This window comes from Deinococcus fonticola (assembly GCF_004634215.1).
Classification (GTDB): domain Bacteria; phylum Deinococcota; class Deinococci; order Deinococcales; family Deinococcaceae; genus Deinococcus; species Deinococcus fonticola.
Genome location: NZ_SMMH01000001.1, coordinates 115,418 through 136,842 on the forward strand (window position 1 = coordinate 115,418; position 21,425 = coordinate 136,842).

The following is a 21,425-nucleotide window of genomic DNA, read 5'->3' on the forward strand; positions in this document are numbered from 1 at the left end:
GGCGATGTGGCGTGACGTGCTGGAACAGGTCAGTGAACTGGGGAACCTCGTCCCGCGCTTCACCGCGCCGCGCTGTCTGCTGGTGCGCCAGGCGGTGGGCGGCTGCGACGCCTGCCAGGTCGCCTGCCCGCACGAGGCCATTCGGCTGGGCGAGCACCTCGGCGTGGGCATCACCATCGACCCGCAAAAATGCACCGGGTGTGGGCTGTGCGTGCAGAGCTGCCCCACCGGGGCGCTGGAATACGACCTGACCGGGCCACTGGAAGCCCTCCAGGCCCAGAAAGACGGGGGAGAGGCGGTGCTGTGCTGCTCGCAGAGCGGAGCGCCGGCCCCCAGCCTGCCGTGCCTGGGCCGCGTCACCCCGGGTGTCGTGAGTGCGGCGGGGGCCTGGAACCTGCCCATCACGCTGCTGCACGGGGACTGCGCGGCGTGTCCGGTCGGCGCAGGTGACGTGCCGGAGCGCTTGCAGGAGGTTATCCAGCAAACGCAGCAGCTGCGGGCCGCCACCGGACGCCCCGCGCAGGTCACCCTCCGGCGCAGCACCGACATCGACCGGGGCCGCAGCGTGGGCGTGTCGCGCCGGGGGGCCTTCGCGGCCCTGCTGCGGGCCGGGCAAAAGCAGGTGATCCGGCAGCTTCCCGAGCGCCCCCTGCCCTTCGTGGACTGGTCGGTGCCGGCCGAGCGCCTGCCTGCCGAGTGGCGCTGGCGGGCCAGGACGCTGCGCCCCACGCCCGCGCCGGACACCCCCATTCACTGGCCGGCTCCGCTGATCGGAGAAGGGTGCATCGACTGCCCGGTGTGCGCCAACGTGTGCCCCACCGAGGCCATTACCCGCGACCTGCAGCCCGACGGAGGCGTGCAGTTACACCTGAACCTTAGCGCTTGCACCGGCTGTATGGCCTGCCAGCGCTCGTGCCCGCCGCAGGTCATTCACCGGCAGGAGCAGTGGTTTTACGCGGCGCTGGAAACGACCGTCCTGCTGCGTGAAAGCGGCAGCGTAATGTGAAGGGTGGGCAGGAAAGAGGCTAGACGCTGCAACCGGAAGAAGAAGCATCCCGAATGTGCCGGAAGTCCCTCAATTCTTTTCCAGACAGATCATGAAACGAACAGGACGTTTCGCAATTGGTCATGAGCAGCCCGTTTGCTTCCAGAAGAACATCAGAGGACTCATGCTCCGTCCGGGACGCTGGCTGTTCCTGTTCCCTCTGCTTTCCAGCTTTGCAAGTCCACTCGACCCCTCCAATTGATTTCATCACGGAGGAGCCGGAGTTCTGATTACTTCGCCCGCGTCTGAAAGACCATCACCTCACTCGTAGTCTCCAGTGGCCCGCCCTGAAAACTGCCGGTGACGCGCGGCGACTCGAAGCCGGCGCAGCGCAAGAGCCACTCCACCTCGAAGCGGTTGAAGTACCGCTGCGTCAGCGTGAAATGCCGGCGGCTCAACGCCCCCGCCGTATCCACCGTGTCCACGAAGTACTCGGTGGTGATCAGTTGCTTGACCTTGTCGTGGCGCTGCACCACGAACACGTCCGTGCGCCCGCCGTCCGGGGCGTGGAAGGTCTCGCCTTCGTGGCGCAGGGTGTTCATCTTTCCGAAATGCGGCACGTACAGGTCGAACACGAATGGCCCGCCCGGCTCCAGGTGCGCCCGGATGTTCTGCAGGGCGTCCAGTTGATCGTTCAGCGAGTAAAGGTGCATCAGGGCATTGAACGGTGCGAGGATCAGGTCGAAGTGCCCCCCGTGCCGGTAGCTGCGCACGTCTCCCTGCACGAAATTCAGCTTCAGTCCGTCCCGCGCCGCGCGGGCCTGTCCCTTCTCGATCATGCGGGCGCTGGGTTCCAGCCCCGTGACGTTCAGCCCCCGCCGCGCCAGGAAGGCCGTGACCCGCCCGGTGCCGGCCCCGACCTCCAGAATGCGGCCGCCCACGCGCTCGGCCACACCCGCGTAGAAGTGCAGGTCATCGCGGTACACGTCGTACTGATGGTCGTACAGGTCGGCCAGATCGTCGTAATTCACCGGAACATCGTAATACCAACTCCGATTGAACCCTTTTGTCGACGATTCACTCCGGGGGAAGCGGGAAGGAGAAATGAGGCCTTCAGTCCAGCGGACGCTCGAAGCGCCGGATGAACGCTTCGCGGGCCAGGATGCTCAGCCGCGGCCTCTGGGCACCACGCTGGCTGCCGTAAGCGCGGCGCAGCACGTTGGCCCAGCCGCGCAGCCGCCTGGCATCGGCGGCGGGCAGGTCGTGCGTCTCGTATCCGCCCAGCGCCATCAGAGGAGACAGCGCCGACAGGCAGAACACGTACTGCACGTCCCGCCACTCGGGGCGCACCTGCAACTCGTGCGCCAGCACCCCGAAATCGTGAATGCCGCGCAGCAGGCCCCGGCGCGGCCCCAGGTCGACCAGCAGGGGGTTGTTCACGTGGAATTCGATGGCTTTCGCGCCGAAGGGCACCGCCGAGCCGTCGTTCAGGCGAATGCCGCGCAGCGGAAACGCCACCTCCCCGATCCTGAAGAGGTTGTCCACCCGTCCGCCCAGGGGCCGGTTGCCGCCCAGCCGGTCGAACAGCCGGTCGAAGGCCATGAAGGCGCGTCTTTTCAGGGCGGCCCAGTCCTGCGGCTGCGCGCCGTCCAGCGCGGCGAGGGTGCGGGTCACGTAGCCGCGCTTTTTCAGGTCGCTCAGGAAATCCGGCAGCAACTCGACAGTTCTTGCAGCTCCAGGCCCGGCGTCGTGCAGGACAATCACCGCGCCGGGCTGGAGCAAGCGGTTGAGGCGCCCCCTGACAGCCTCAGCCGGGTAACGGCGGTGCCAGTCGTGCGCCTCAATGCTCCAGTGCGCCCCCGTCACCCCGGCGCGGCGTTGCCCCAGCAGGGTCGCCAGCGTGTAAGCCCCGTGCGCCGGGCGGTGCAGCGTCACGGATTGCCCGGTGACGGCCTGCACGCGCTTTTTGGCACGGATGGGGTCAAGGTAAGCCCCCCAGGGGGTGCGCGTCCAGGCGTGGCGGTGAACTTCCGCGTGCGCTTCCACCTGGTGGCCCTCGGCCAGCATGCGCCCGATCAGTTCGCGGTGCGCCTCGGCCCGCTCCGGTACGACGAAGAAGGTGGCGCTGGCCCGCGCTTCCTGCAGGGCGTCCAGAATGGCGGACGTGACGAGCGGATCGGGGCCGTCGTCAAAGGTCAGCGCCACCTCGCGCCGCCGCATACGGCCCTCGCGGATCAGGCCCCAGTGGCCCACCTGCACCGCCAGATACGGCCCCACGATGTAAACGCCGTAAATTCCCAGCCCGAGCAGACCCGCCCACCCGCGCCGCTTCACGCCCTGCTCTCCAGTTTCTTCAGGATGGCGGACGCCACCCGCTCGGCGGCGTCCACCCGGCCCAGCGCCAGGGCAGCCCGGCTCAACTCGGCGTGGTCGTCGGCATTCAGGGCACGCCGGACGGCCCGGCGCAGGTCGCGCAGGTTACGCACGTAAAGGCCCGCGCCGTGCCGCGCCAGGAAGTCCGCGTTGTGTTCCTCCTGGCCCGGAATGGGGTCAAAGACGACCATCGGCACCCCCAGGGCCGTGGCCTCCGCCACCGTGAGGCCCCCCGCCTTCCCGACCACGAGGTCGGACGCCGCCAGCAACTCCGGGAAGTCCGGCGTGAAGTCCAGGTGGTGCAGCGTCGCGCCGCCCAGTTGCTCTATACCTGCGCCCGCCTGCGACCCCGGTACGACCACCTGCACGCGCTGCCCCAGGTTTCCCAGTTCGCGCAGTACCACTCGCAATGAACGGTAGACGCCCGTGCCACCCGCCGAAAGCAGAATCAGGGGCACTTCCGGTTTCAATCCATGCTTGTCCCGCAACGCCGCCTGATCTGCCTGCTGTAATTCGCGGAAAACAGGGGAGATGGGAATGCCCGTGACCACTACCCGCTCTGCTGGAATGCCGCGCTTCAGCATCTGCTCGCGCGTTTCCTCGGCGGCGACCAGCAGCAGGTCGGCCTCGCGCCGCGCCCAGTGCAGGTGAACGCGGTAATCCGTGACCACCAGCGCGTTCAGGAACTTCAGCTTGTTCACCTCGCGGATGCGCCCGGCCACGGCGGTCGGGGCCCAGAAGCTACTGACCACCACGTCCGGCCTGAACGTCAGCAGTTCCGGCTCGAAGCGCCGCTGCCCCTGCCGGAACATGAACTCCACCGCGTGATTCCACACCTGCCCCCGATCCGTGGAGTTGTAAAAGGCCCGGTACAGCCACGGCGCGTACTTCAACTCGAAGGTGTACAGATCCACCCCCATGCCGCGCTCCAGGGCGTTCATGTAATCCAGCGCCTCCAGTTGCTGATCCTCGATGGGCACACCCTTTGCCTTGAGGGCCAGCGCCACCGCCCGCTGCGCCTGATGGTGCCCCGACCCGATCGCCGCCGAGAAGAACATGGTGCGCAGCGGTTTCACTCTGCCCCCCGCAAGGGCAAGCAGGAGGCCAGAGGCGGGAATACCGGCCCCCGGCCCCCGTTCCTCCCACGACCCACGATGCACGATGCCCACTCCCCACTTCCCACTGACCGCGCACCGCGCACCGCGCACCGCCTCGCCCTTCACGCTCGCCTCAGCAGCCACAGGCCTGCCACGCCGAACACGATATTCGCCAGCCACACGCCCACTTCCGGCAGGGCGGGCAGGGCACTGGCGACGGTCAGGCCCACGCTGAACAGCAGGTAGTACGCCACCGCGATGATCAGCGCGATGCCCAGGCTGACGCCCAGCGTGCGCCCGAACCGCAGCGCGAACGGCAGGGCCGCCAGCACCAGCACCAGGTTGGCGAACGGCAGCGCCAACTTGCGGTTCAGGTTCAGCCGCGCCGCCTGACGGTCTGCTTCTTTGACACCCGGCGCCGTCAGTTTCGTGATCAGTTGCGGCCAGCCCTCGGCGTCCGCGCCGATGGCGTCGGCATACTGGGCGAGCGTTTCCTTGCGTGAGAGGCCGGTGTCGAGATTCAGCGCGTCGGTGGTGTTCGCTGGCACGATCACGTTGGGAAAAGTACTCTGCACCGCTTCACGAAAAGCGGCCACATCGGTCTCGGGAATGGTCGAGAGTTGCCCCGCCGCGTCGTAGTTCACGGTGTAGGCGCGGTAACCCGTCAGGCTCAGGCGGTTGTCCCTGAAGGTGCCGGCGTCGGCAAAAATCACGGTGCCGCGCCTGGGGGCATCGGCCTGCCACTTCTCCACACGCACGCCCCGCATCTGCCCCGTTTTGGCGTCGTAGCCCTGCAGGTACAGCGTCAGATTGTTCCCCAGATCGACAGTTTTTCCGCTCAGGGTCGACAATCCCGCCCCGGTCAGCACGTCCCAGTACAGGCCGCGCGTCTCCACGTTGGCTTTTGGGGCGATCCACAGGCTCAGGAACGCCGACAGCGCCGTCAGCAGCCCCCCCAGGAGCAGCGCCGGACGTGCCACGCGCCCCAGGCTCACGCCGCCCGACTGCACCGCCACCAGCTCACGCTCGGTGCTCATGCGGCCAAACGCCACCACCGTCATCAGCACCACCGCCATCGGGAACACCTTTACCAGCGTGTCCGGTACCTGAAACGCGATCCAGCGCCCGATCAATCCCAGCGGCACCCCCGCCAGCCACTGGCTGGAAATAAAGAAGTACCCGAAACTGAGGATCGCCGTGAAAAGCAGGGTTCCCGCCAGCAGCGGCGGCAGCAACTCGGCGGTGACGTAGCGCGAAAGGCGGGTCATGAGACGCCTGTGGAGCGGCTTGTGGCCCGTGACTTACTGCCTGTGGAAGTACCGATCTCCACAAGCCCCAAGCCACGGGCGACAAGCCAATTCACCCCTTCGCCACCGCGAACAGAATCGTGGCTTCGGCGGCGACCACGCCGTCCACCTCGGCGCGGCACACGGTTTTTCCGAGGCCCCGGCGCAGGAATTCCAGTTTGGCGTGCAGGTGCAACTGGTCGCCGGGAATGACCTTGCGTTTGAAACGTGCGCCTTCAATGCCTGCCAGGTAACCGATATGGCCGGGCTGCATTTCCTCACGCATGCAGAACATGCTGGCCTGCGCCAGCGCCTCGGTGATCAGCACCCCGGGCATCACGGGTTCTGCTGGGAAGTGACCCACAAAAAAAGGCTCGTTGATGGTCACGTTCTTGATGGCGTGCACTTCACCGTTCGCCGCACTGAGCACCCGGTCGACCAGAATGAAGGGGTAACGGTGCGGCAGCATTTTCAGTACGTCCTGAATCAGGATGGGTTCCATGGTTGACCTCGACTGGGGGTGTGGAGAAAAGGGTGTGGCTTACGAGCAAGACGGGTGGATGGTGGGTTTTTCAGTCACCAGAACTCAGTGCTAGCCCGGTGACCGCTTTTTCCGGCAGCTCTCAGCGGCGGATATACATGTCGCTGGACACCAGGCTGTCCCCCAGTTCGCCCACCATGTCCAGTGCCATGCCGGTGCCGATGGCGACGGCTTCCACGGCGTTCTCGGCCACGGCCACGGGAATGCCGGTGGTCTGGCGCAGCAGCTCATCGAAGTTTTTCAGCAGGCTGCCGCCCCCGGTCATGATGATGCCCCGGTCCATAATGTCGCTCACCAGTTCCGGTGGGGTCATTTCCAGCACGCGGCGGGTGGCCTCCACGATCTTGGTGAGCGGATCGGACAGCGCCTCGATCACGTCGATGGTATCCACCGCGATGGTTTTCGGCAGGCCGTCGGTCAGGTCGCGCCCGCGTACTTCGGCGGCCACGCTCTCGGATTCGTCATGAATCATGGCAGCGCCCACATGAATCTTGATTTCCTCGGCGGTGCGCTCGCCGATCAGCACGTTGTGCCGCCTGCGCAGGTAACGCATGATGCTCTCGTCGAACTCGTCCCCGGCAACGCGCATGGACTCGCTCACGACGATGCCGCCCATGCTGATCACGGCAATGTCGGTGCTGCCCCCACCAATATCCACGATCATGCTGCCGATCGGATCCGTGATCTTCAGGCCCGCGCCCAGCGCCGCCGCCAGCGGTTCCTCGATCAGGTAGGCGCGGCGGGCGTTGTTCTGCATGGCGGCGTTGATAACCGCGCGCTTCTCGACATCGCTGATGTTGCTGGGCACCCCGATCATCATCTTCACGCCGCCGCGCAGGCCCAGAAAGCCCCCACCGCCGATGTTGGCTTTCTGAAGGAACATGCCGATCATCTTCTCGGTCAGCACCTTGTCGGAAATCACGCCGTCGCGAACTGGCCGCACCGCCACGATGCCCTCGGGGGTGCGGCCGATCATGCGGTAAGCGTCGTCGCCCACCGCCCTCACCTGCCGCGAGTCGCGGTTCATGGCGATCACGCTCGGCTCTTTCAGAATCAGGCCCCTGTTCTTGGTATAGATCAGAAACGTGGCGGTTCCCAGGTCGATCCCAATGTCCTCCGCCATCAAGTTTCTCCTCTTGGTGTTCGTCTGGCACGCACTTGCACAGTCATCCTCCGCAGCAGCGTCATCGTAGCACGGGCAAAAATGTGTCTTTTCAGGCCAGCACTTGACCTGGGCTTTACCCTGCGGGGCCGGCTTACCTCGGTTTGTAGTACGCCGCCAGACCCATCAGTACGCTGCTCACGAACGCCAGCACGGTGGCCCGCAGGAAGGGCGGCAGGCCGAGAAGGCCGAGTTTCACGCCCAGCACATTCTCCAGCGACCCCAGCGAGCGCAGCCACAGCGGCGCGTTGTCCGTCAGGGCCGCGAACGTCCCTAGCGACAGCGCCGCGAACGCCAGCCCCAGCCCCACCAGCAGCAGCATCAGGAGCGCCTGAATGACCCTCATTCCCGCATTGACCGCCCTCTGGACTTGGCATTGAATCGCAGCATCATTTCCAGCTGCGCATTCTAGGCGTATTTCTGGCGGCCGCGTGAGGGCCGAGGCAAAGCGCCGCCTGGAGTCCAGGCTGTGTTGTTCCCACGGCACTCGCCCCCTGTCTTCGCCCCACCGCAAGTTGGTTTAACCGCTAAAGTCAGTTCCATGGTGTTGCCTGCCCGCGTCCGCGTCACCCGCCCCCCCTTACCGCTGGCCCCGGCCCTGCGGAGCGCGGCACTCCGACTGTGCCCTGGGGCGCCTGTAGATGACCTGCTGGCGGCGGCCCTGGCAATCGCCGGAGGCAGCGTCATCGGCGCTCATCTGCGCTGGGCCGGTGGCGAAGATCAGACGGTCGAAACGGGGTGGCGCGGACGCGGCATCGAGGAAGAATTGAGCCGCGCTGTGGGCGAAAAGACCTGAGGGACTCTGGTAGATTGCGGGGCATGACCACCACCGACCGCGTTCTTCCTGACACGGGCATGAGTTTCGCGCTGCTGGACGAGCAGCGCATGATTTTGCAGCATGTGCGCGACTTCTGCCGCGCCGAGATCGCCAGCCGCAGCGCCGAATACGACCGCGAGGCGAAGTATCCGCACGAGCAGCTGCGCGGCCTGGCCGAGATGGGCCTGATGGGCGCGACCGTGCCCGAGGAGTGGGGCGGCGCGGGCCTGGACAGCGTGACCTACGCGCTGTGCCTGGAGGAAATCGCCGCCGCCGACTCCAGCGTCGCCGTGATTGTCAGCGTGCAAAACGGCCTGCCCGAGCAGATGATCCTGAAGTACGGCACCGACCAGCAACGCGAAAAATACCTCAGGCCACTGGCCAGCGGGCAGCACATCGGGGCGTTTTGCCTGACCGAACCGCACGCCGGCAGTGACGCCGCGAGCCTGCGCCTGAAAGCCGAGCGCGACGGCGACCACTGGGTGCTGAACGGCAGCAAGGCCTGGATCACCAGCGGCAACCACGCCGATACCTTCCTGGTGATGGCGCGCACCGGTGGCGAGGGAGCCAGGGGTATCAGCTGCTTTATCGTCGAGAAGGGCACGCCCGGCCTCAGCGCCGGCAAACCCGAACACAAGATGGGCCAGCACGCCGCGCATACCACCACCGTCACCTTCGAGAACGTGCGCGTACCCCACGAGAACCTGGTGGGTCAGGAAGGCCAGGGCCTGATCATCGCGCTGTCCAGCCTCGACTCGGGGCGCATCGGCATCGGCATGCTGGGCCTCGGCATCGCCCGCGCCGCCCTGGAGCACGCCGCGCGCTACGCCAGCGAACGCGAGCAGTTCGGTCGGAAAATCCGCGAGTTCGAGGGCGTGTCCTTCAAGATCGCCCGCATGGCCGCCCGCATCGAGAGTACTCGCCTGGTGGGCCTGAAAGCCGCCTGGCTCAAGGATCAGGGCCAGCCTTTTTCCAAGGAAGCCAGCATCACCAAACTGCTCGGCTCCGAAGCCGCCGTGGAGATCACCCGTGACGCCGTGCAAATTTTTGGCGGCAACGGCTACAGCGCCGAGTACCCCGTCGAGAAACTGTACCGCGATGCCAAGATCACCGAGATCTACGAGGGCACCTCCGAAATTCAGCAACTGGTCATCAGCCGCGCCGTCTTCGCGGAGCTGGAAGGGTAAGTCCCAACCGCAAGGGTGTACCGGTGCAACTGGACACTCCGCCCGGACTGACCTTCAGGGTGCAGCGGTAACGCCGGATGTTCCAGGGATTTGGGATTTCCGTGTCAGTAAAGCCCAGCTTCCGGTAAAACCCGATAGAGCTGTCGTCCGTGTCGGCCCTCACCTGCATGAGATTCAGTTCACGGATGACGGCTTGCAGGAGGGCTCGCCCATACCCCTGGCCGCTGTGCAGCGGATCCGTGCCGATGTGCAGAATTTCGGCGCTGTGGCCGTCTACCTGAAGGCCGGCGGCGCAGACGATCTTTCCACGGATTTGCCAGGCGAACACCTGCCAGTCGGTTCGTTGGTGGTACTGCTGAAAGGTGTGGGCGGTGCGTTGCGGGTCCGGGAACATGGCGCGGGCCAGCAGCGCCTGAATGTCAGGGGTCAGGGCCGGGTGAACAAGCAGCATGGGCTGACATTAAACCAGCAATGACGGCAAAAAATCCGCCAGAAAGCGGAGTGGTGGACGTCCTATTTGTCTGGACGACTTTCTGGCTTGCCCGTCATGATGGGGGCATGACCACAATTCAGTCCGGTGCGAAGATGCCCAGTGACCTGGAAATTGCGCAGAGCACGCCGCTGAAACCCATCAGCGAGATTGCCGCCAGGGCCGGGATTGCCGAGCAGCATCTGGAGTACTACGGGCGCAACGTGGCCAAGGTGTCGCTCAGGGCCATCGAGGAATTGCAGGGTCAGCCTCAGGCGAAATACATCGTGATTACCGCCATCACGCCCACGCCGCTGGGCGAGGGGAAAACCACCACGGCGGTGGGCCTGGCGCTGGGCCTGGAGAAGCTGGGCAAGAAAAGCATGCTGGGCCTGCGTCAACCCAGCATGGGGCCGGTTTTCGGCATCAAGGGCGGCGCGGCGGGCGGCGGCTACAGCCAGGTGCTGCCGATGGAAACGCTGAACCTGCACCTGACCGGGGATTTCCACGCGGTCACGGCGGCCCACAACCTGCTGGCGGCCATGATCGACAATCACCTGCACCAGGGCAACGCGCTGAACCTCGACCCGCGCAACATCGCCTGGCGGCGCGTGATCGACATGAATGACCGCGCCCTGCGCAACATCGTGGTGGGCCTGGGCGCACCCGAGGACGGCGTGCCGCGCCAGACCGGCTTCGACATCACCGCCGCCAGCGAGATCATGGTGATCCTGATGCTGTCCACGTCGCTGGGGGACATGCGCCGCCGCCTGGGGAATATCGTGGTGGGGTACACCTACGACGGCCAGGCCGTGACCGCCGAGGACCTGAAGGCTGCCGGGGCGATGGCCGTGATCATGAAAGACGCCATCAAACCCAACCTGCTTCAGACCACCGAGCACACGCCGGTACTGATTCATGCCGGGCCGTTCGGGAACATCGCCACCGGGAACAGCAGCGTGGTGTCCGACCTGCTGGGGGCCCGCACCGCCGAGTACCTGCTGACCGAGGCGGGCTTCGGCAGCGACATGGGCGCCGAGCGCTTTTTCAACATGAAGTGCCGCACCTCCGGTCTGCGCCCCGACGCCGCCGTGCTGGTGGTCACGGTTCGTGCCCTCAAAGCCCACTCCGGGCGCTTCCGGATCGTGCCCGGCAAGCCGCTGCCCGCCGAACTGCTGGCCGAGAACCCCGGCGACGTGCGGGCCGGCGGCGACAACCTGCGCAAACACATCGAGATCGTGCGTTCCTTCGGCGTGCAACCCGTCGTGGCGATCAACGCCTTCCCGACCGACCACCCCAGCGAGCACGCGGCGATCCGGGAACTGGCCGCAGCAGCGGGCGCCCGCGTGGCCGTCAGCACGCACGTGGCCCACGGCGGCGAGGGCGCCCGCGACCTGGCCCGGGCGGTCATCGACGCCTGCGACGACGAGACGGATTTCCGGTACACCTACGAACTGGAAGACTCCATCGAAACGAAGTTCGAGAAGGTCGCCCGAAACGTGTATGGCGCGGACGGCGTGAGCCTCAGCGCCAGTGCCCGCAAGCAACTGAAACTGTTCGAGAAGCTGGGCTACGGCCACCTGCCCATCGTGATAGCTAAGACGCACCTGAGCATCAGCAGCGACCCCAAACTGCGCGGCGCCCCCACCGGATGGACCCTGCCCATCCGCGAATTGAGGCTGGCCGCCGGGGCCGGGTACATCTACGCCATCAGCGGCGACATGCGCACCATGCCCGGCCTGGGCGAGCACCCCAGCGCCGAGAAGATCGACCTGGACGAGAACGGCGAGGTGGTCGGGCTGTTCTGAGCAGAGGTTCGGTACAGCGGTTCGGGCAGGTTTGATCGCCCGCCGCCCACGAGACCAGCTGGGGCGGCGGGCGGTTTACGGTTCAGTGAGGGGGGCCTGCACCTGCCTTTCCCGCTGGAACTTGGCGCGGTAGCGGCTGCGGCTGGCCGCGTCGATCAGGTCGGCGGGCGCGGCCATGCGGGGGGCGGTGATGGCCGCGCCCACGTTGGCTTCCAGGGGCAGGCCGTCCAGCGTGACGCCCCGCAGGCTCTGCCCGTAGTGCTGGGTGGCCGCCGACACGCCCTGCGGGGTGACACCGCCCAGCAGCACGGCAAATTCCCCGTTGTCCCAGCGGAAAGTCAGGTCGCCGCGCCGGCGCTTTTCTTGCAGGCGGGCCGCCAGAGCTTTCAGGGCTGCCTCGCCCCGCAGGCGACCGTGCAGTTCCCGCACCTGCCGCAGGTTGTCGAGGTCGATCAGCAGGAGCCCCACGGGCCGTTCAGGGTGGCCCCGCCAGCGCTGCTCGATGGCCCGCGTGAAGGCCAGGTGGTTGCCGAACCCCGTGAGCGGGTCGCGTGTGCCAGACAGCCGCGCCGCCCACCACTGCTCGAAGGCCAGCAGGGCGGTGCCGCTCAGCGCCGCGAAAGACACCCGTTACGCCCGGAAACACGATGTTCCAGTGCCACAGCGCCGGTGTCAGCAGCAGCGCCGCCCAGGCCACCACGAACCCCCACCAGCCCCGCCAGGTCAGCGCCAGCGCCGCCGCCAGCAGGCAGGCCAGCATGGTCAGCGGCGGCGGCAGGCGGCGCAGCGGCGGAATCAGCAGGCTGGAGATGGCCCGCACCTGCAAGGCAGTTGCCGACACGAGGCGGCCATCCACGTCCGGCAGGGTCAGCTGGCCCAGGCCCCTGGCCGTCAGGCCGATCACCGCCACCCGGCCCTGCAAGGCCCCGAAGCGGACGTGACCGTTCACCACGTCCCGGAACGACAGGGTGTGGGCTGCCAGGTTCGCGGGAATGGCATACCGGATCAGGTGGCGTGACGTGTTCAGCGGAAGGGGCGAGGCCAGCAAAGCCGCCACCTGACGCGCGAAACTGGGCGTCAGCGTGGTGTCGGGCGCCGGGTAGGCGGTCTGCACCTCGCGCACGGCACTAAAACTGGGGGCGTTCAGGACGCTGATTCCGCTGTTGTCGCCACTCTGCGGCATGAAGGGGCTTGGGGGGGCTCCATGCGCGGTCGCCAGCACCAGGGGGGGCCGGTGGTGGGTCAGGCGGCCCAGGGTTGCGCTGGTGGGGAGGCCCGGCAGGCTGTCCAGGGCCACAGCCCTGATCCCCGCATTCGCCAGGGTACCCAGTGCGGCGGCGTACAGTTCAGGTGGCCAGACCTCGGGTCGGCCGTAGTCGCGCAGGCTGGCCTCGTCGATGCCGACCAGCACCAGGCGGTGATCCAGCCGGCTGGGCAGGGCGCGGTTCACGGCGTTCTCCAGGCGGCCATTTACTGGAATCAGCAGGGGCAGCAGCACACTGATCCCGGCAATCAGGGGCAGGCGCACACGGGGTAGGCACAAAGGGGGCCGGTCAACTGGGAAGCGCACGCGTACCTTTTCCGGCGCGGCCCGCCGGCACCGTCACTGTGGCGCGGAACACGGCTGAGAACAAGGTCCTCGCCGCAGTGGTCAGCCGGACGCTGCGAGGAGACGGACGACCTTTCGCTTGGCTCAGTTTAGAGCAGATGTCAAGCTGCAGTCAGGGGTCAACCTCACGCTCCCGGGTGTCTTTTCCCCGCTGTCCCGCCGACTTTATCCGTGCAGGCACCCTGCCAGGGAAGGCGTCTGCTGATAGCCACTGCTGGAGGCCGCAAGATGACTCGGCCTGGTCTGGTACACTGCGGGGCGTGCTTGTCGCTGTTCAGGACGCCATCAAGGATTACGGCCCGGTCTCGGTGCTGCGCGGAGTGACCTTCGCCGTGCAACCCGGCGACCGGGTGGGCGTGGTGGGCCGCAACGGCGCCGGCAAAAGTACCCTCATGAAACTGTTCACCGGCGAGCTGAACCCCGACGGCGGCCAGGTGCGCCGCGGCCCCGGCGTGCGCGTGCGTAACCTCCAGCAAGACCCGGTGTTTGCGGCTGACGCCACCGTCGATGCGATTCTTGATGCTGCATTTCACGACCTCGACCGGCTGGAAGCCGAACTGAACGAAGCCGCCCAGGCCATGAGCAGCGGCACCGACGAGAGCATCCTGAAGCATGAGGAGCTGCTGGAGCATTTCGCCCGGCGCGGCGGCTTCGAGCGCCGCAGCCGCCGCGAACAGGTGGCGCTGGCCTTCGGGTTCCGGGGCCGCGAGAGCACGCCCGTGAATTCGCTGAGCGGCGGAGAGCGCACCCGGTTGGGGCTGGCCGCGCTGCTGGTCGAGAACCCCGACGTGCTGCTGCTCGACGAGCCGACCAACCACCTGGACATCGTGATGGTCGAGTGGCTGGAAAGTTTCCTGAAGGGCTACCCCGGCGCGGTGCTGGTGATCTCGCACGACCGGGCCTTTCTGGACAACGTGACCAACGAAACCGCCTACATGCGCGACGGCACCCTGCGCGTGTACGCTGGCAATTACACGAAGTTCCGCGAGACGCTGGACGCCGAACTCGAACAGCAGGCCGCCCGTTTCGCCACCGAGAGCAAGCAGATCGCCTCCTTGCAGGCCAGTGCCGACCGCATGAAAATCTGGGGCCTGGGCATGAGCAAACTGGCCCGCCGCGCCAAGGCCATGCAGGCCCGCGTGGACAGGATGCAGAACCGCGCCGAGAGTGCCCCGCCGCCCGAGGAACGCACCACCCGCATTCATTTTCACGCCCCCGAAAGCGGCGAAGTGGTGCTGGACGCCCGCCACATCACCCGCCGGATCGGGCAGCGCACGCTGTTTGCCGACGTGAACGTGCAACTGCGCCGGGGCGAACGGGTCGCCATCATCGGGCGCAACGGGGCCGGGAAAACCACGCTGCTGCGCGCCCTGCTGGGCCTCGACCCCAGCGACGACCCCCGTGGCCGCGTCCTGACCGGCGCCCGCGTCAGCACCGGCTACTACGACCAGGCCCTGCGCGGCGTGGAACCCAGCCAGACGCTGTATGACGTGGCCCGCGAGTACGTGCAGAAAGACGCCCAGGCCCACGACCTGCTGGGCACCTTCATGTTCCCCTACGACCAGCACGACAAGCCCGCCCGTATCCTGTCCGGCGGCGAGCGCGCCCGGCTGGCCCTGCTGAAACTGGCGCAGGAAGACCGCAACCTGCTGATCCTTGACGAACCGACCAACCACCTGGATATGGAGATGGTCGAAAGCCTGGAAGAGGCCCTGGAGCACTTCACCGGCACCCTGATGATGGTCAGCCACGACCGCGCGTTCATCGAGGGCCTCGCCGACCGCATCTGGCTGATCGAGGACGGCCGCTTCTACGAGTACCCCGGCTGGGAGGACTACCAGGCCAAGCACGCCCTTTTCAGGGCTGCCGAGGAAGCCCAGAACGCGCCCGCCGCGCCCCTCGGTGCCCCGAAGCCCGCCGCCCCGAAAAGCAAGGGCCTGTGGCATCTGAAACGCGAGGTGGAAGCCATTGAAGCCGACATCGCTCGTCTGGAAGACGAGTTGAGCCAGGCCCAGCACAACCTTCACGAGGCCGCCCCGGATGCCGACTTTGCCGCCCTGGGCCACGCCGCTCACGAACTGGAAGAACGACTGAGCGCCAAGATGGACGAGTGGAGCCACAAATCCGCCGAAGTCGAAGCCCGAGGCGGGTAAAGACAAGCCGCTTTGGAAGATGAATAGGGCTTGCCACTGCGCTACGCCTGAATACGTATTGAACAGACCTAAGAAGGCCCATTCGTTAGCGTTGTTTTTTTATTGAGGTTCGCACTGGCCTGGAGGTGCAGGAAATTCAGTCGCTCTGATCGCGGCGCCAGGGCGTTGAGGAAAGCTCCTCTGATCGATCATAGGATCTCGTTTTTGCGCTATGTCTGCGGCAGTTCGGCCTCGACCACCGTGCCCTGCCCCGGCATGGAGTGAACGCGGTAGGTGCCGCCGCGCGCCTCGACGCGCTCGCGCATTTGCAGCAGGCCCAGGCCCCCGGCGGTGCTGACCCGCCCCGTCACCAGCTCCGGGTTGAAGCCCTGGCCGTCGTCCTCCACCCGCAGCTTCACGCGCTCCCCGCCGTGAATGCACACCGTCACTTCGCGCGCGCGCGAGTGCTTCGCCACGTTGTTCAGGCTCTCCTGAACGATCCGGAACACCACTGCCTCGTCTCCGGGCGACAGGTGAATTTCGCCGGTGGTTTCCAGCGTGGTTTTCATGTTGTTCTGCTCGCCGAAATCCGCCACGTAGCGCCGCACCGTTTCCAGCAGGCCGTACCGCTCCAGGTCGATGGGCCGCAGTGCAAAGATAGAACGCCGCACCTCGCGGATCTGCTCGCGCAGCAGGGTGGAGGCGGCTTTCACTTCCTCCTCGGCCCTGTCCGGGTTGCGGCGCAGTTGCCGTCCCACGATGTCCAGCTTCAGCGCCGCGAACGCCAGGGACTGCGCCACGCCGTCGTGAATCTCGCGGGCGATGCGGGCGCGTTCGTCACTGATGGCCAGTTCCTCGGAATACAGGTAGGCGCGGGCGTTGCGAACCGCCAGGCTGGCCTGCCCGGCCATCAGGGCCATCAGCGGCACGCGCGTTTCCTGGAAGGCGTCCGGGTTGGCGTCGCCCAGCACCAGCACGCCGATCAGGCTGTTCTCGTCGCGCATGGGAATGCCCAGGGCGCTGCGGGCCGCCGGGAAGACCTCCTCGGCCTCGGTTCGGTCGGCAAACAGCGGCGTGCCTGCCTGCGCCACCCGGTGCGCGAACGCCGGGGCCGGACTGCCGCCCGTCGCCTCGCCCCGCTGATCCTGCGCGTACTCCAGCCGCAGCACGCCGTCCTGGTCGGACAGGTACGCCGCCCGGGAATCCACGCCCAATCGGGCCGCCATGTTGCGGGTCACGCGCGACAGCAACCGGCGCATGTTGCGCTCGGCGCGGATGCTCTGATCCACCGAATACAGCGTCATGAGGTCCAGCGTGCGGTTGTGCGCCGCTTCCAGCCCGTTGCCGATCTCGGCGGCCAGCGCCTGCGTCAACTCCACCGTTTCCAGGCTGGGCGGCACCTCGAAGTGCAGCGTGAGTTTCCCGCCGCCGGTCAGGTCGACGCACAGGGCATGAAGGTCGGCGCTGGGCGCGGCCAGCAGCGTCTCGCCGCGGGCCGAGGCACTCAGGCCCCCCGCCACCGTCAGGGTCGCGTGGGTCGCCCCCGTTACGGACACCGCTCCCCGCGCCGCCACCTCCGCCACCGCCCCCAGGTCCGGCGCTTCGGCCAGGTCGCGCATCAGCTCCTGCATGCCTGCCAGGCGCGAGTGAGACACGCTGAGCTGCGCGTACAACTCCCGCAACTCCAGTTCGGCCAGTTCGCGCGCGCGCGTCCCCTCGGCAATCCACTCCGCGCTGAAAAACGTCACCAGCGGCCCTAGCAGCCCGTAAAACAGCAGGTGCGCTGTCAATTCCGCCTGGCGAGACGGCAACTGACTGATGCCGAATTCCACCGCGATCACCACCAGCACGATGATGACCGGTAGCACGTTCCGGATCAGGCGAATGCGGTTCGAGAGCCGCACGTCACGCGGCGGCGGCGCGGGCCGGGGCGGCGCTTTCTTCTGGGTCGTGGGCGTCACCGCCGAATCGGGCATGAAAACAGGATAAAGCGGTGGTGGGCTGTGGGTCGTGGGGGAGGAAACTGTTTCTTGCCCTCTGCTCTTAGCTTTCCGCCGTCTGCTCCTCACTCTCCACTTCTTTTCCCTGTCTGGTCGTCACCATTCCCCTCGTGGCGGCGTCCTGCACCTTCCACTGAACCTGCCGCAGCAGGCCCCGGAACAGGCGGCTTTCGGCGCTGCTCATCAGGGCGCGGTCGAGCATGGCCCGCCACAGCCGCAGGGTGTGCCGCGCCCGCACCGCGTCGGTGTAACCGATCAGGTGCATGGTCTCGTGCAGGTGACCGTACATCGCCTCCATTTCCTCGCGGCTGGCGGTCTTGCGCGTCCATTCCGGGACTTCGTCCTGCGCCTGCATGAACTCGTAGCACACCAGCAGCACGGCCTGCGCCAGATTCAGGCTGGCGTATTCCCCGGTGGGAATGCGGATCGACACCTGGCACTGCTCCAGATCACTGTTGAGCAGGCCCGTTTCCTCCGGCCCGAACACCAGCGCCGGGGCCTGCGCCGCCCGCACCAGCGGCCGCACCTGGGCCGGGTGACGCGGGGCCGGCAGGTCGGCCCGCAGCCGCGCCGTGGTGCCCACACTCAGGTCGCGGTCAGCCAGGGCTTCCCGCAGCGTGCTGTATATCCGCGCCGAGCGCAGCAAGTCTGCCGCGTGCACCGCCATCGCCACCGCCTGCGAATCCAGAATGTCGCAGCGCGGCGCGACGACCCGCAGATCACTGGCCCCCATGTTCAGCATCGCGCGGGCCGCCGCCCCCACGTTTCCAGGCGTTTTCGGAGACACCAGCACCACCGCAAGATTCACGTGGGGGATGCTAGCAGAAAGGCAGCGTGGGGCATGTGCCGTGGGGAGACTGTGGCGCGTGAACGACCATTGCTTTGTGCTGTTTTTCCAGCCTTCGGTGACCAGCCACCCCTTTTGCCCTTCACTCCCGGCGCTGTACGTTTTTCTCTCCGTACCGTTCCAGAAAGGCTTCACGGGTCATCCAGCCCATTTTGGGGGTGCCTTCGCTGGGGGTACGGGTGGTGCCGTAGGCGGCGCGCAGAACGCGGAACCCCAGGCCGTACCAGCGGGCGCGCAGGGGGGGCAAGTCAAGGATGGTGAACCCGGCTTTGGCCAGCGGGCCGTGAAACAGGGTCACGGCGAACACGGCCTGTGCGCCTTGTAACTCCGGGTGGGTCTGAAGCGCCTGGGCCACGTCGCGCAGGCTGCGCTGGTAGGCCTTGTAGGTGGCGGTCAGGTTGCGCGAGGCCAGGCCGACCAGCCGCGTGGAGTTCAGGTGCAGTTCCGCCGTGGGCGTGCCCGGCGGCAGCGGCAGGGGGGGCGGGGCGTGGTCGAGGGCCGCCACGCGCATCACCGCGTCGAACCGGCCAGAAAGGTCGATGATGCCCTCACGCTGCGCGTACCGGTCTTCCACCGCGCGCTGATAAAGGTGGTGCAGCAGGTCACGCGGCTCGGCCGGCCGCAGGTCGCGGAGTTCACCGGCGGGGACGGCCCGGTAGCCCCTGGCTTTCAGGTCAGGCAGCACGGCCCGCAGGTCGGCCAGAGGGACGCGCAGAAGAACGCCGGGGGCCGCTTCACGGGCGGGGGCCGGCAAAGGAGCGATCCCGGCCTGCCGCAGCTTTCGCAGCGCCCCGCCCGTCTGGCTGGGGGCCGCCAGCCCCCAGTAACGCACGGGCTGGCCGCTCAGGGCTTCCAGGCGTGTGGGCTGGATCGGCCCATTCCACCCCGCCACCTCGTGTCCTGCCTGCAGGGCCCGCCACAGGTCGTCGGCGCATTCGTGGCTGGCCTTCAAGGAGACGAGCAGCGTGGCCCTGACTCCCTGCGCGTTCAACATCTCCAGCGTGGCCGCGAAATCTGCGGCGGACTCGATAGGAACGGTCAGGCCCACGGCGGGGTCGCCGGGATGACCGCCATGCAGGCTGCCGAAGGCGCCGGCGCGCAGCAGGAGAGGCCACAGGGTGCGTCGAGACATGCTGGCAGGCATTGTACGCGCTGGGGCGCCAGTCACCCATTTTCAGGCACCTCTCATGTGTTTTCGGCGTATGCTCTGAGGCAGGCATGCTTCAGATTTCCTTCATTTTCCTTCGGGCGAGCGTGAACGCATGAAGCCCCTGCGCATCGGGCTCTTCACCGACACGTTCCTGCCCGATCAGAACGGCATCGTGACCAGCGTGTGTCTGCTCAGCGAACAGCTGGCCGAGCGCGGGCACCATGTGGAAGTCGTGGCGCCGGACTTTCCGGATTACCTGGATCACCGCCCGGACGTGCGGCGCGTTTCCAGCATTCGCTACACCTTTTTGCCCACCTACCGCCTGGCCTGGCCGACCCGCCGGCACTTCGAGCAGAAGTACGACCTGATTCACACCCACACGCCCCTGACGCTGGGCCTGGCCGGTGTGCGCCTGACGCGCAAATGGGACATCCCGCACGTCGCCACCTACCACACGCACCTCAGCGCCTATACCCACTACGTGCCGGGCCTCGGCGCCATCGACCGCACCGTGAAGCTGGTGCCGCGTTTCGTGGGGCAGGTGTACGGCAAAGCCGACGCTGTGATCACCCCCAGCGCCGAGATGATCCCCGATCTGCGGGCCTGGGGCGTGCCGCACCCCGTCGTCATTCCCACCAGCATCGACCCCGTGGCGCTGAACGCCGCGCCGCCCATCGTCAGCCCCTGGCCGGAAGGCAAGCGCCGCCTGCTGACCGTGGGCCGCCTGGCGCGCGAGAAACGCTTCGATCTGGTGCTCGACGCTCTGGCCAGGCTGCCGGACGCGCACCTGGTGGTGCTGGGCGAGGGGCCGGAGCGCCTGCACCTGGAACACCACGCCGCGAAACTGGGCATTCTGGAGCGCGTGACCTTCCTGGGCGTGCGCCCCTGGACCGAAATCGGGGCGTATTACCGCCTGGCCGAACTGTTCCTGTTCGCGTCCGATTCCGAAACGCAGGGCCTGGTGCTTCAGGAAGCGCAACTGATGGGCGTCCCGGTGGTGGCGGTGGGGGCGCGCGGCACGCTGAGCAGCGTGGAGAGCGGTTACAGCGGTTACCTGGTGGCGCCGGGGGACGTCAGCGGGCTGGTGCAGCATGCCCAGGCCATTCTGCAAACCCCGCAGCGCTGGGCCGAGTTGTCGCGCAACGCCCGCGAGTTCGGGGGCCGCACCACGCCCGGTGGTGTGGCCGAGCAGGTGCTGCGCGTGTACGACAGCGCCCTGAGCCGCCACACCGCTCAGGCAGATTCGGGGGGCGAGAAGGGAAAGTTCATTCCCGTAACTCGTCGAAGTAACCCCGCGTATGACCGGTGACGTTGCGGACGTGCCGCCAGGCGAACTGAAGGACGCCCTTGTCCAGGCGTCTGGCGCTCGTTTCCACCAGCGCCCCGGGCACGTAGGCCACCTCGCCCACCTCGCCCAGGGCCTGACCCAGAATGACGTCCTCGTAGGCTTCGACCCTGGCGTAGCCGCCCACCAGCAGCGCGGCCTTGCGCGAGTAGGCCATGTTGGCCCCGGCCAGGTTGGGTTTGCCCATCAGGCGCGCCACGTGCAAAAAGGCGCTGTACGACACGTGGGTCAGCAGCGGATACGGTTCGCGCAGGCCAAAAAAACGCATGGGGCCGTACAGGGCCGCGCGGCCCGGCGTGGCGGCGTTGTAGTACCCCAGCCACTCCGGAATGGGGTGGGAATCCGCGTCGGTGGTGGCGACCCAGGGCGTGCGGGCGTGCTCCAGGCCCATCTGGCGGGCGTGCGCCACACCACGTTTCTCGCAGGTCAGCAGGGTGGCCCCCCAGGCCTGCGCAATGCCGGGCGTGTCGTCCCGGCTGAGGTTATCCACGACGATGACCTCATGGGGGGCGTACGTCTGACGTTCAAGTGCGCGGAGGGTGGCGGGCAGGTACTTCGCTTCGTTCCACGCCGGGATGATCACGGTGAATTCCGGCATCCGCACAGCCTAGCAGGAC

At 67.0% G+C, this 21,425-nt stretch carries 20 protein-coding genes; 6 read left to right on the forward strand and 14 right to left on the reverse strand.

Going from position 1 to position 21,425, the window contains the following annotated elements; translation table 11 throughout:
- Positions 1-4: 4 nt before the first annotated feature.
- Entirely contained in the window at positions 5-1,006 is a 1,002-nt protein-coding gene (locus E5Z01_RS00645) for a 4Fe-4S dicluster domain-containing protein (RefSeq protein ID WP_135227606.1), read from the forward strand.
- 269 nt (positions 1,007-1,275) lie between these two features.
- Here E5Z01_RS00645 and E5Z01_RS00650 read toward each other — a convergent pair whose 3' ends face one another.
- The 7 genes from E5Z01_RS00650 to E5Z01_RS00680 form a co-directional block, all read right to left on the reverse strand.
- Positions 1,276-2,016: a class I SAM-dependent methyltransferase gene (locus E5Z01_RS00650; protein WP_135227607.1), complete on the reverse strand. Its 741-nt coding sequence runs from the start codon at positions 2,014-2,016 to the stop codon at positions 1,276-1,278.
- An 82-nt stretch (positions 2,017-2,098) separates the two neighbouring features.
- A complete protein-coding gene (locus E5Z01_RS00655; protein ID WP_135227608.1) occupies positions 2,099-3,319 on the reverse strand; it encodes a polysaccharide deacetylase family protein in 1,221 nt (406 codons plus the stop codon).
- Positions 3,316-4,416, reverse strand: a complete 1,101-nt coding sequence (locus E5Z01_RS00660; RefSeq protein ID WP_135227723.1) for an MGDG synthase family glycosyltransferase — start codon at positions 4,414-4,416, stop codon at positions 3,316-3,318. The genes E5Z01_RS00655 and E5Z01_RS00660 overlap by 4 nt, the downstream gene beginning before the upstream one ends.
- Positions 4,417-4,577: 161 nt before the next feature.
- A complete protein-coding gene (locus E5Z01_RS00665; protein ID WP_135227609.1) occupies positions 4,578-5,723 on the reverse strand; it encodes an LptF/LptG family permease in 1,146 nt (381 codons plus the stop codon).
- Positions 5,724-5,814: 91 nt separating this feature from the next.
- The gene (fabZ, locus tag E5Z01_RS00670) at positions 5,815-6,243 is read right to left on the reverse strand and encodes a 3-hydroxyacyl-ACP dehydratase FabZ (RefSeq protein WP_135227610.1); all 429 of its coding nucleotides are present in this window, start codon (positions 6,241-6,243) and stop codon (positions 5,815-5,817) included.
- Positions 6,244-6,364: 121 nt separating this feature from the next.
- Entirely contained in the window at positions 6,365-7,405 is a 1,041-nt protein-coding gene (mreB, locus tag E5Z01_RS00675; RefSeq protein ID WP_119761679.1) for a rod shape-determining protein, read from the reverse strand.
- 133 nt (positions 7,406-7,538) lie between these two features.
- Positions 7,539-7,790: a hypothetical protein gene (locus E5Z01_RS00680; protein WP_135227611.1), complete on the reverse strand. Its 252-nt coding sequence runs from the start codon at positions 7,788-7,790 to the stop codon at positions 7,539-7,541.
- Positions 7,791-7,985: 195 nt separating this feature from the next.
- On the opposite strand from E5Z01_RS00680, the gene E5Z01_RS00685 reads away from it, so the two are divergent.
- Both E5Z01_RS00685 and E5Z01_RS00690 read left to right on the forward strand, forming a co-directional pair.
- The gene (locus E5Z01_RS00685) at positions 7,986-8,240 is read left to right on the forward strand and encodes a hypothetical protein (RefSeq protein ID WP_135227612.1); all 255 of its coding nucleotides are present in this window, start codon (positions 7,986-7,988) and stop codon (positions 8,238-8,240) included.
- Between the two features lie 23 nt (positions 8,241-8,263).
- Positions 8,264-9,448, forward strand: coding sequence for an acyl-CoA dehydrogenase (locus tag E5Z01_RS00690; protein ID WP_135227613.1), 1,185 nt, complete (start codon positions 8,264-8,266; stop codon positions 9,446-9,448).
- Here E5Z01_RS00690 and E5Z01_RS00695 read toward each other — a convergent pair.
- On the reverse strand, positions 9,414-9,899 hold the full coding sequence (locus E5Z01_RS00695; protein ID WP_135227614.1) for a GNAT family N-acetyltransferase: 486 nt from the start codon (positions 9,897-9,899) through the stop codon (positions 9,414-9,416). The genes E5Z01_RS00690 and E5Z01_RS00695 overlap by 35 nt on opposite strands.
- A gap of 107 nt (positions 9,900-10,006) precedes the next feature.
- Here E5Z01_RS00695 and E5Z01_RS00700 point away from each other — a divergent pair, with 107 nt between their 5' ends.
- Positions 10,007-11,725, forward strand: coding sequence for a formate--tetrahydrofolate ligase (locus E5Z01_RS00700; RefSeq protein WP_205750459.1), 1,719 nt, complete (start codon positions 10,007-10,009; stop codon positions 11,723-11,725).
- A 75-nt stretch (positions 11,726-11,800) separates the two neighbouring features.
- On the opposite strand, the gene E5Z01_RS19870 is transcribed toward E5Z01_RS00700, so the two are convergent.
- Together E5Z01_RS19870 and E5Z01_RS00705 are read right to left on the reverse strand one after the other, a co-directional pair.
- The gene (locus E5Z01_RS19870) at positions 11,801-12,319 is read right to left on the reverse strand and encodes a diguanylate cyclase domain-containing protein (protein WP_240738120.1); all 519 of its coding nucleotides are present in this window, start codon (positions 12,317-12,319) and stop codon (positions 11,801-11,803) included.
- A complete protein-coding gene (locus tag E5Z01_RS00705; protein WP_240738107.1) occupies positions 12,201-13,253 on the reverse strand; it encodes a CHASE2 domain-containing protein in 1,053 nt (350 codons plus the stop codon). The genes E5Z01_RS19870 and E5Z01_RS00705 overlap by 119 nt, the downstream gene beginning before the upstream one ends.
- A gap of 341 nt (positions 13,254-13,594) precedes the next feature.
- Between E5Z01_RS00705 and abc-f the strand changes: the two genes are divergently transcribed.
- Entirely contained in the window at positions 13,595-15,487 is a 1,893-nt protein-coding gene (gene abc-f, locus E5Z01_RS00710) for a ribosomal protection-like ABC-F family protein (protein WP_135227615.1), read from the forward strand.
- Between the two features lie 209 nt (positions 15,488-15,696).
- Here abc-f and E5Z01_RS00715 read toward each other — a convergent pair whose 3' ends face one another.
- The 3 genes from E5Z01_RS00715 to E5Z01_RS00725 all read right to left on the reverse strand — a co-directional run bounded on the left by E5Z01_RS00715 (position 15,697) and on the right by E5Z01_RS00725 (position 19,445).
- Complete coding sequence (locus E5Z01_RS00715) at positions 15,697-17,442, reverse strand: GAF domain-containing sensor histidine kinase (protein ID WP_135227616.1); 1,746 nt, start codon at positions 17,440-17,442, stop codon at positions 15,697-15,699.
- 67 nt (positions 17,443-17,509) lie between these two features.
- Positions 17,510-18,274: an RNA methyltransferase gene (locus E5Z01_RS00720; RefSeq protein WP_167757699.1), complete on the reverse strand. Its 765-nt coding sequence runs from the start codon at positions 18,272-18,274 to the stop codon at positions 17,510-17,512.
- Between the two features lie 121 nt (positions 18,275-18,395).
- Positions 18,396-19,445: a YkoP family protein gene (locus tag E5Z01_RS00725; RefSeq protein WP_240738108.1), complete on the reverse strand. Its 1,050-nt coding sequence runs from the start codon at positions 19,443-19,445 to the stop codon at positions 18,396-18,398.
- A 130-nt stretch (positions 19,446-19,575) separates the two neighbouring features.
- Here E5Z01_RS00725 and E5Z01_RS00730 point away from each other — a divergent pair, with 130 nt between their 5' ends.
- Positions 19,576-20,772, forward strand: coding sequence for a glycosyltransferase family 4 protein (locus E5Z01_RS00730; RefSeq protein WP_135227618.1), 1,197 nt, complete (start codon positions 19,576-19,578; stop codon positions 20,770-20,772).
- On the opposite strand, the gene E5Z01_RS00735 is transcribed toward E5Z01_RS00730, so the two are convergent.
- On the reverse strand, positions 20,729-21,406 hold the full coding sequence (locus E5Z01_RS00735; RefSeq protein ID WP_135227619.1) for a glycosyltransferase family 2 protein: 678 nt from the start codon (positions 21,404-21,406) through the stop codon (positions 20,729-20,731). The two genes, E5Z01_RS00730 and E5Z01_RS00735, sit on opposite strands and share 44 nt — an antisense overlap.
- Positions 21,407-21,425 lie beyond the last annotated feature (19 nt).

What these genes read in the sequence shown, in the direction of transcription:
- E5Z01_RS00645 (WP_135227606.1), top strand. Translation starts at nt 5, where the DNA reads ATGTGGCGTGACGTGCTGGAACAGGTCAGTGAACTGGGGAACCTCGTC.
- E5Z01_RS00660 (WP_135227723.1), bottom strand. Translation starts at nt 4,416, where the DNA reads ATGTTCTTCTCGGCGGCGATCGGGTCGGGGCACCATCAGGCGCAGCGG.
- E5Z01_RS00665 (WP_135227609.1), bottom strand. Translation starts at nt 5,723, where the DNA reads ATGACCCGCCTTTCGCGCTACGTCACCGCCGAGTTGCTGCCGCCGCTG.
- fabZ (WP_135227610.1), bottom strand. Translation starts at nt 6,243, where the DNA reads ATGGAACCCATCCTGATTCAGGACGTACTGAAAATGCTGCCGCACCGT.
- mreB (WP_119761679.1), bottom strand. Translation starts at nt 7,405, where the DNA reads ATGGCGGAGGACATTGGGATCGACCTGGGAACCGCCACGTTTCTGATC.
- E5Z01_RS00680 (WP_135227611.1), bottom strand. Translation starts at nt 7,790, where the DNA reads ATGAGGGTCATTCAGGCGCTCCTGATGCTGCTGCTGGTGGGGCTGGGG.
- E5Z01_RS00685 (WP_135227612.1), top strand. Translation starts at nt 7,986, where the DNA reads ATGGTGTTGCCTGCCCGCGTCCGCGTCACCCGCCCCCCCTTACCGCTG.
- E5Z01_RS00690 (WP_135227613.1), top strand. Translation starts at nt 8,264, where the DNA reads ATGACCACCACCGACCGCGTTCTTCCTGACACGGGCATGAGTTTCGCG.
- E5Z01_RS00695 (WP_135227614.1), bottom strand. Translation starts at nt 9,899, where the DNA reads ATGCTGCTTGTTCACCCGGCCCTGACCCCTGACATTCAGGCGCTGCTG.
- E5Z01_RS00700 (WP_205750459.1), top strand. Translation starts at nt 10,007, where the DNA reads ATGACCACAATTCAGTCCGGTGCGAAGATGCCCAGTGACCTGGAAATT.
- E5Z01_RS00715 (WP_135227616.1), bottom strand. Translation starts at nt 17,442, where the DNA reads ATGCCCGATTCGGCGGTGACGCCCACGACCCAGAAGAAAGCGCCGCCC.
- E5Z01_RS00725 (WP_240738108.1), bottom strand. Translation starts at nt 19,445, where the DNA reads ATGTCTCGACGCACCCTGTGGCCTCTCCTGCTGCGCGCCGGCGCCTTC.
- E5Z01_RS00730 (WP_135227618.1), top strand. Translation starts at nt 19,576, where the DNA reads ATGAAGCCCCTGCGCATCGGGCTCTTCACCGACACGTTCCTGCCCGAT.
- E5Z01_RS00735 (WP_135227619.1), bottom strand. Translation starts at nt 21,406, where the DNA reads ATGCCGGAATTCACCGTGATCATCCCGGCGTGGAACGAAGCGAAGTAC.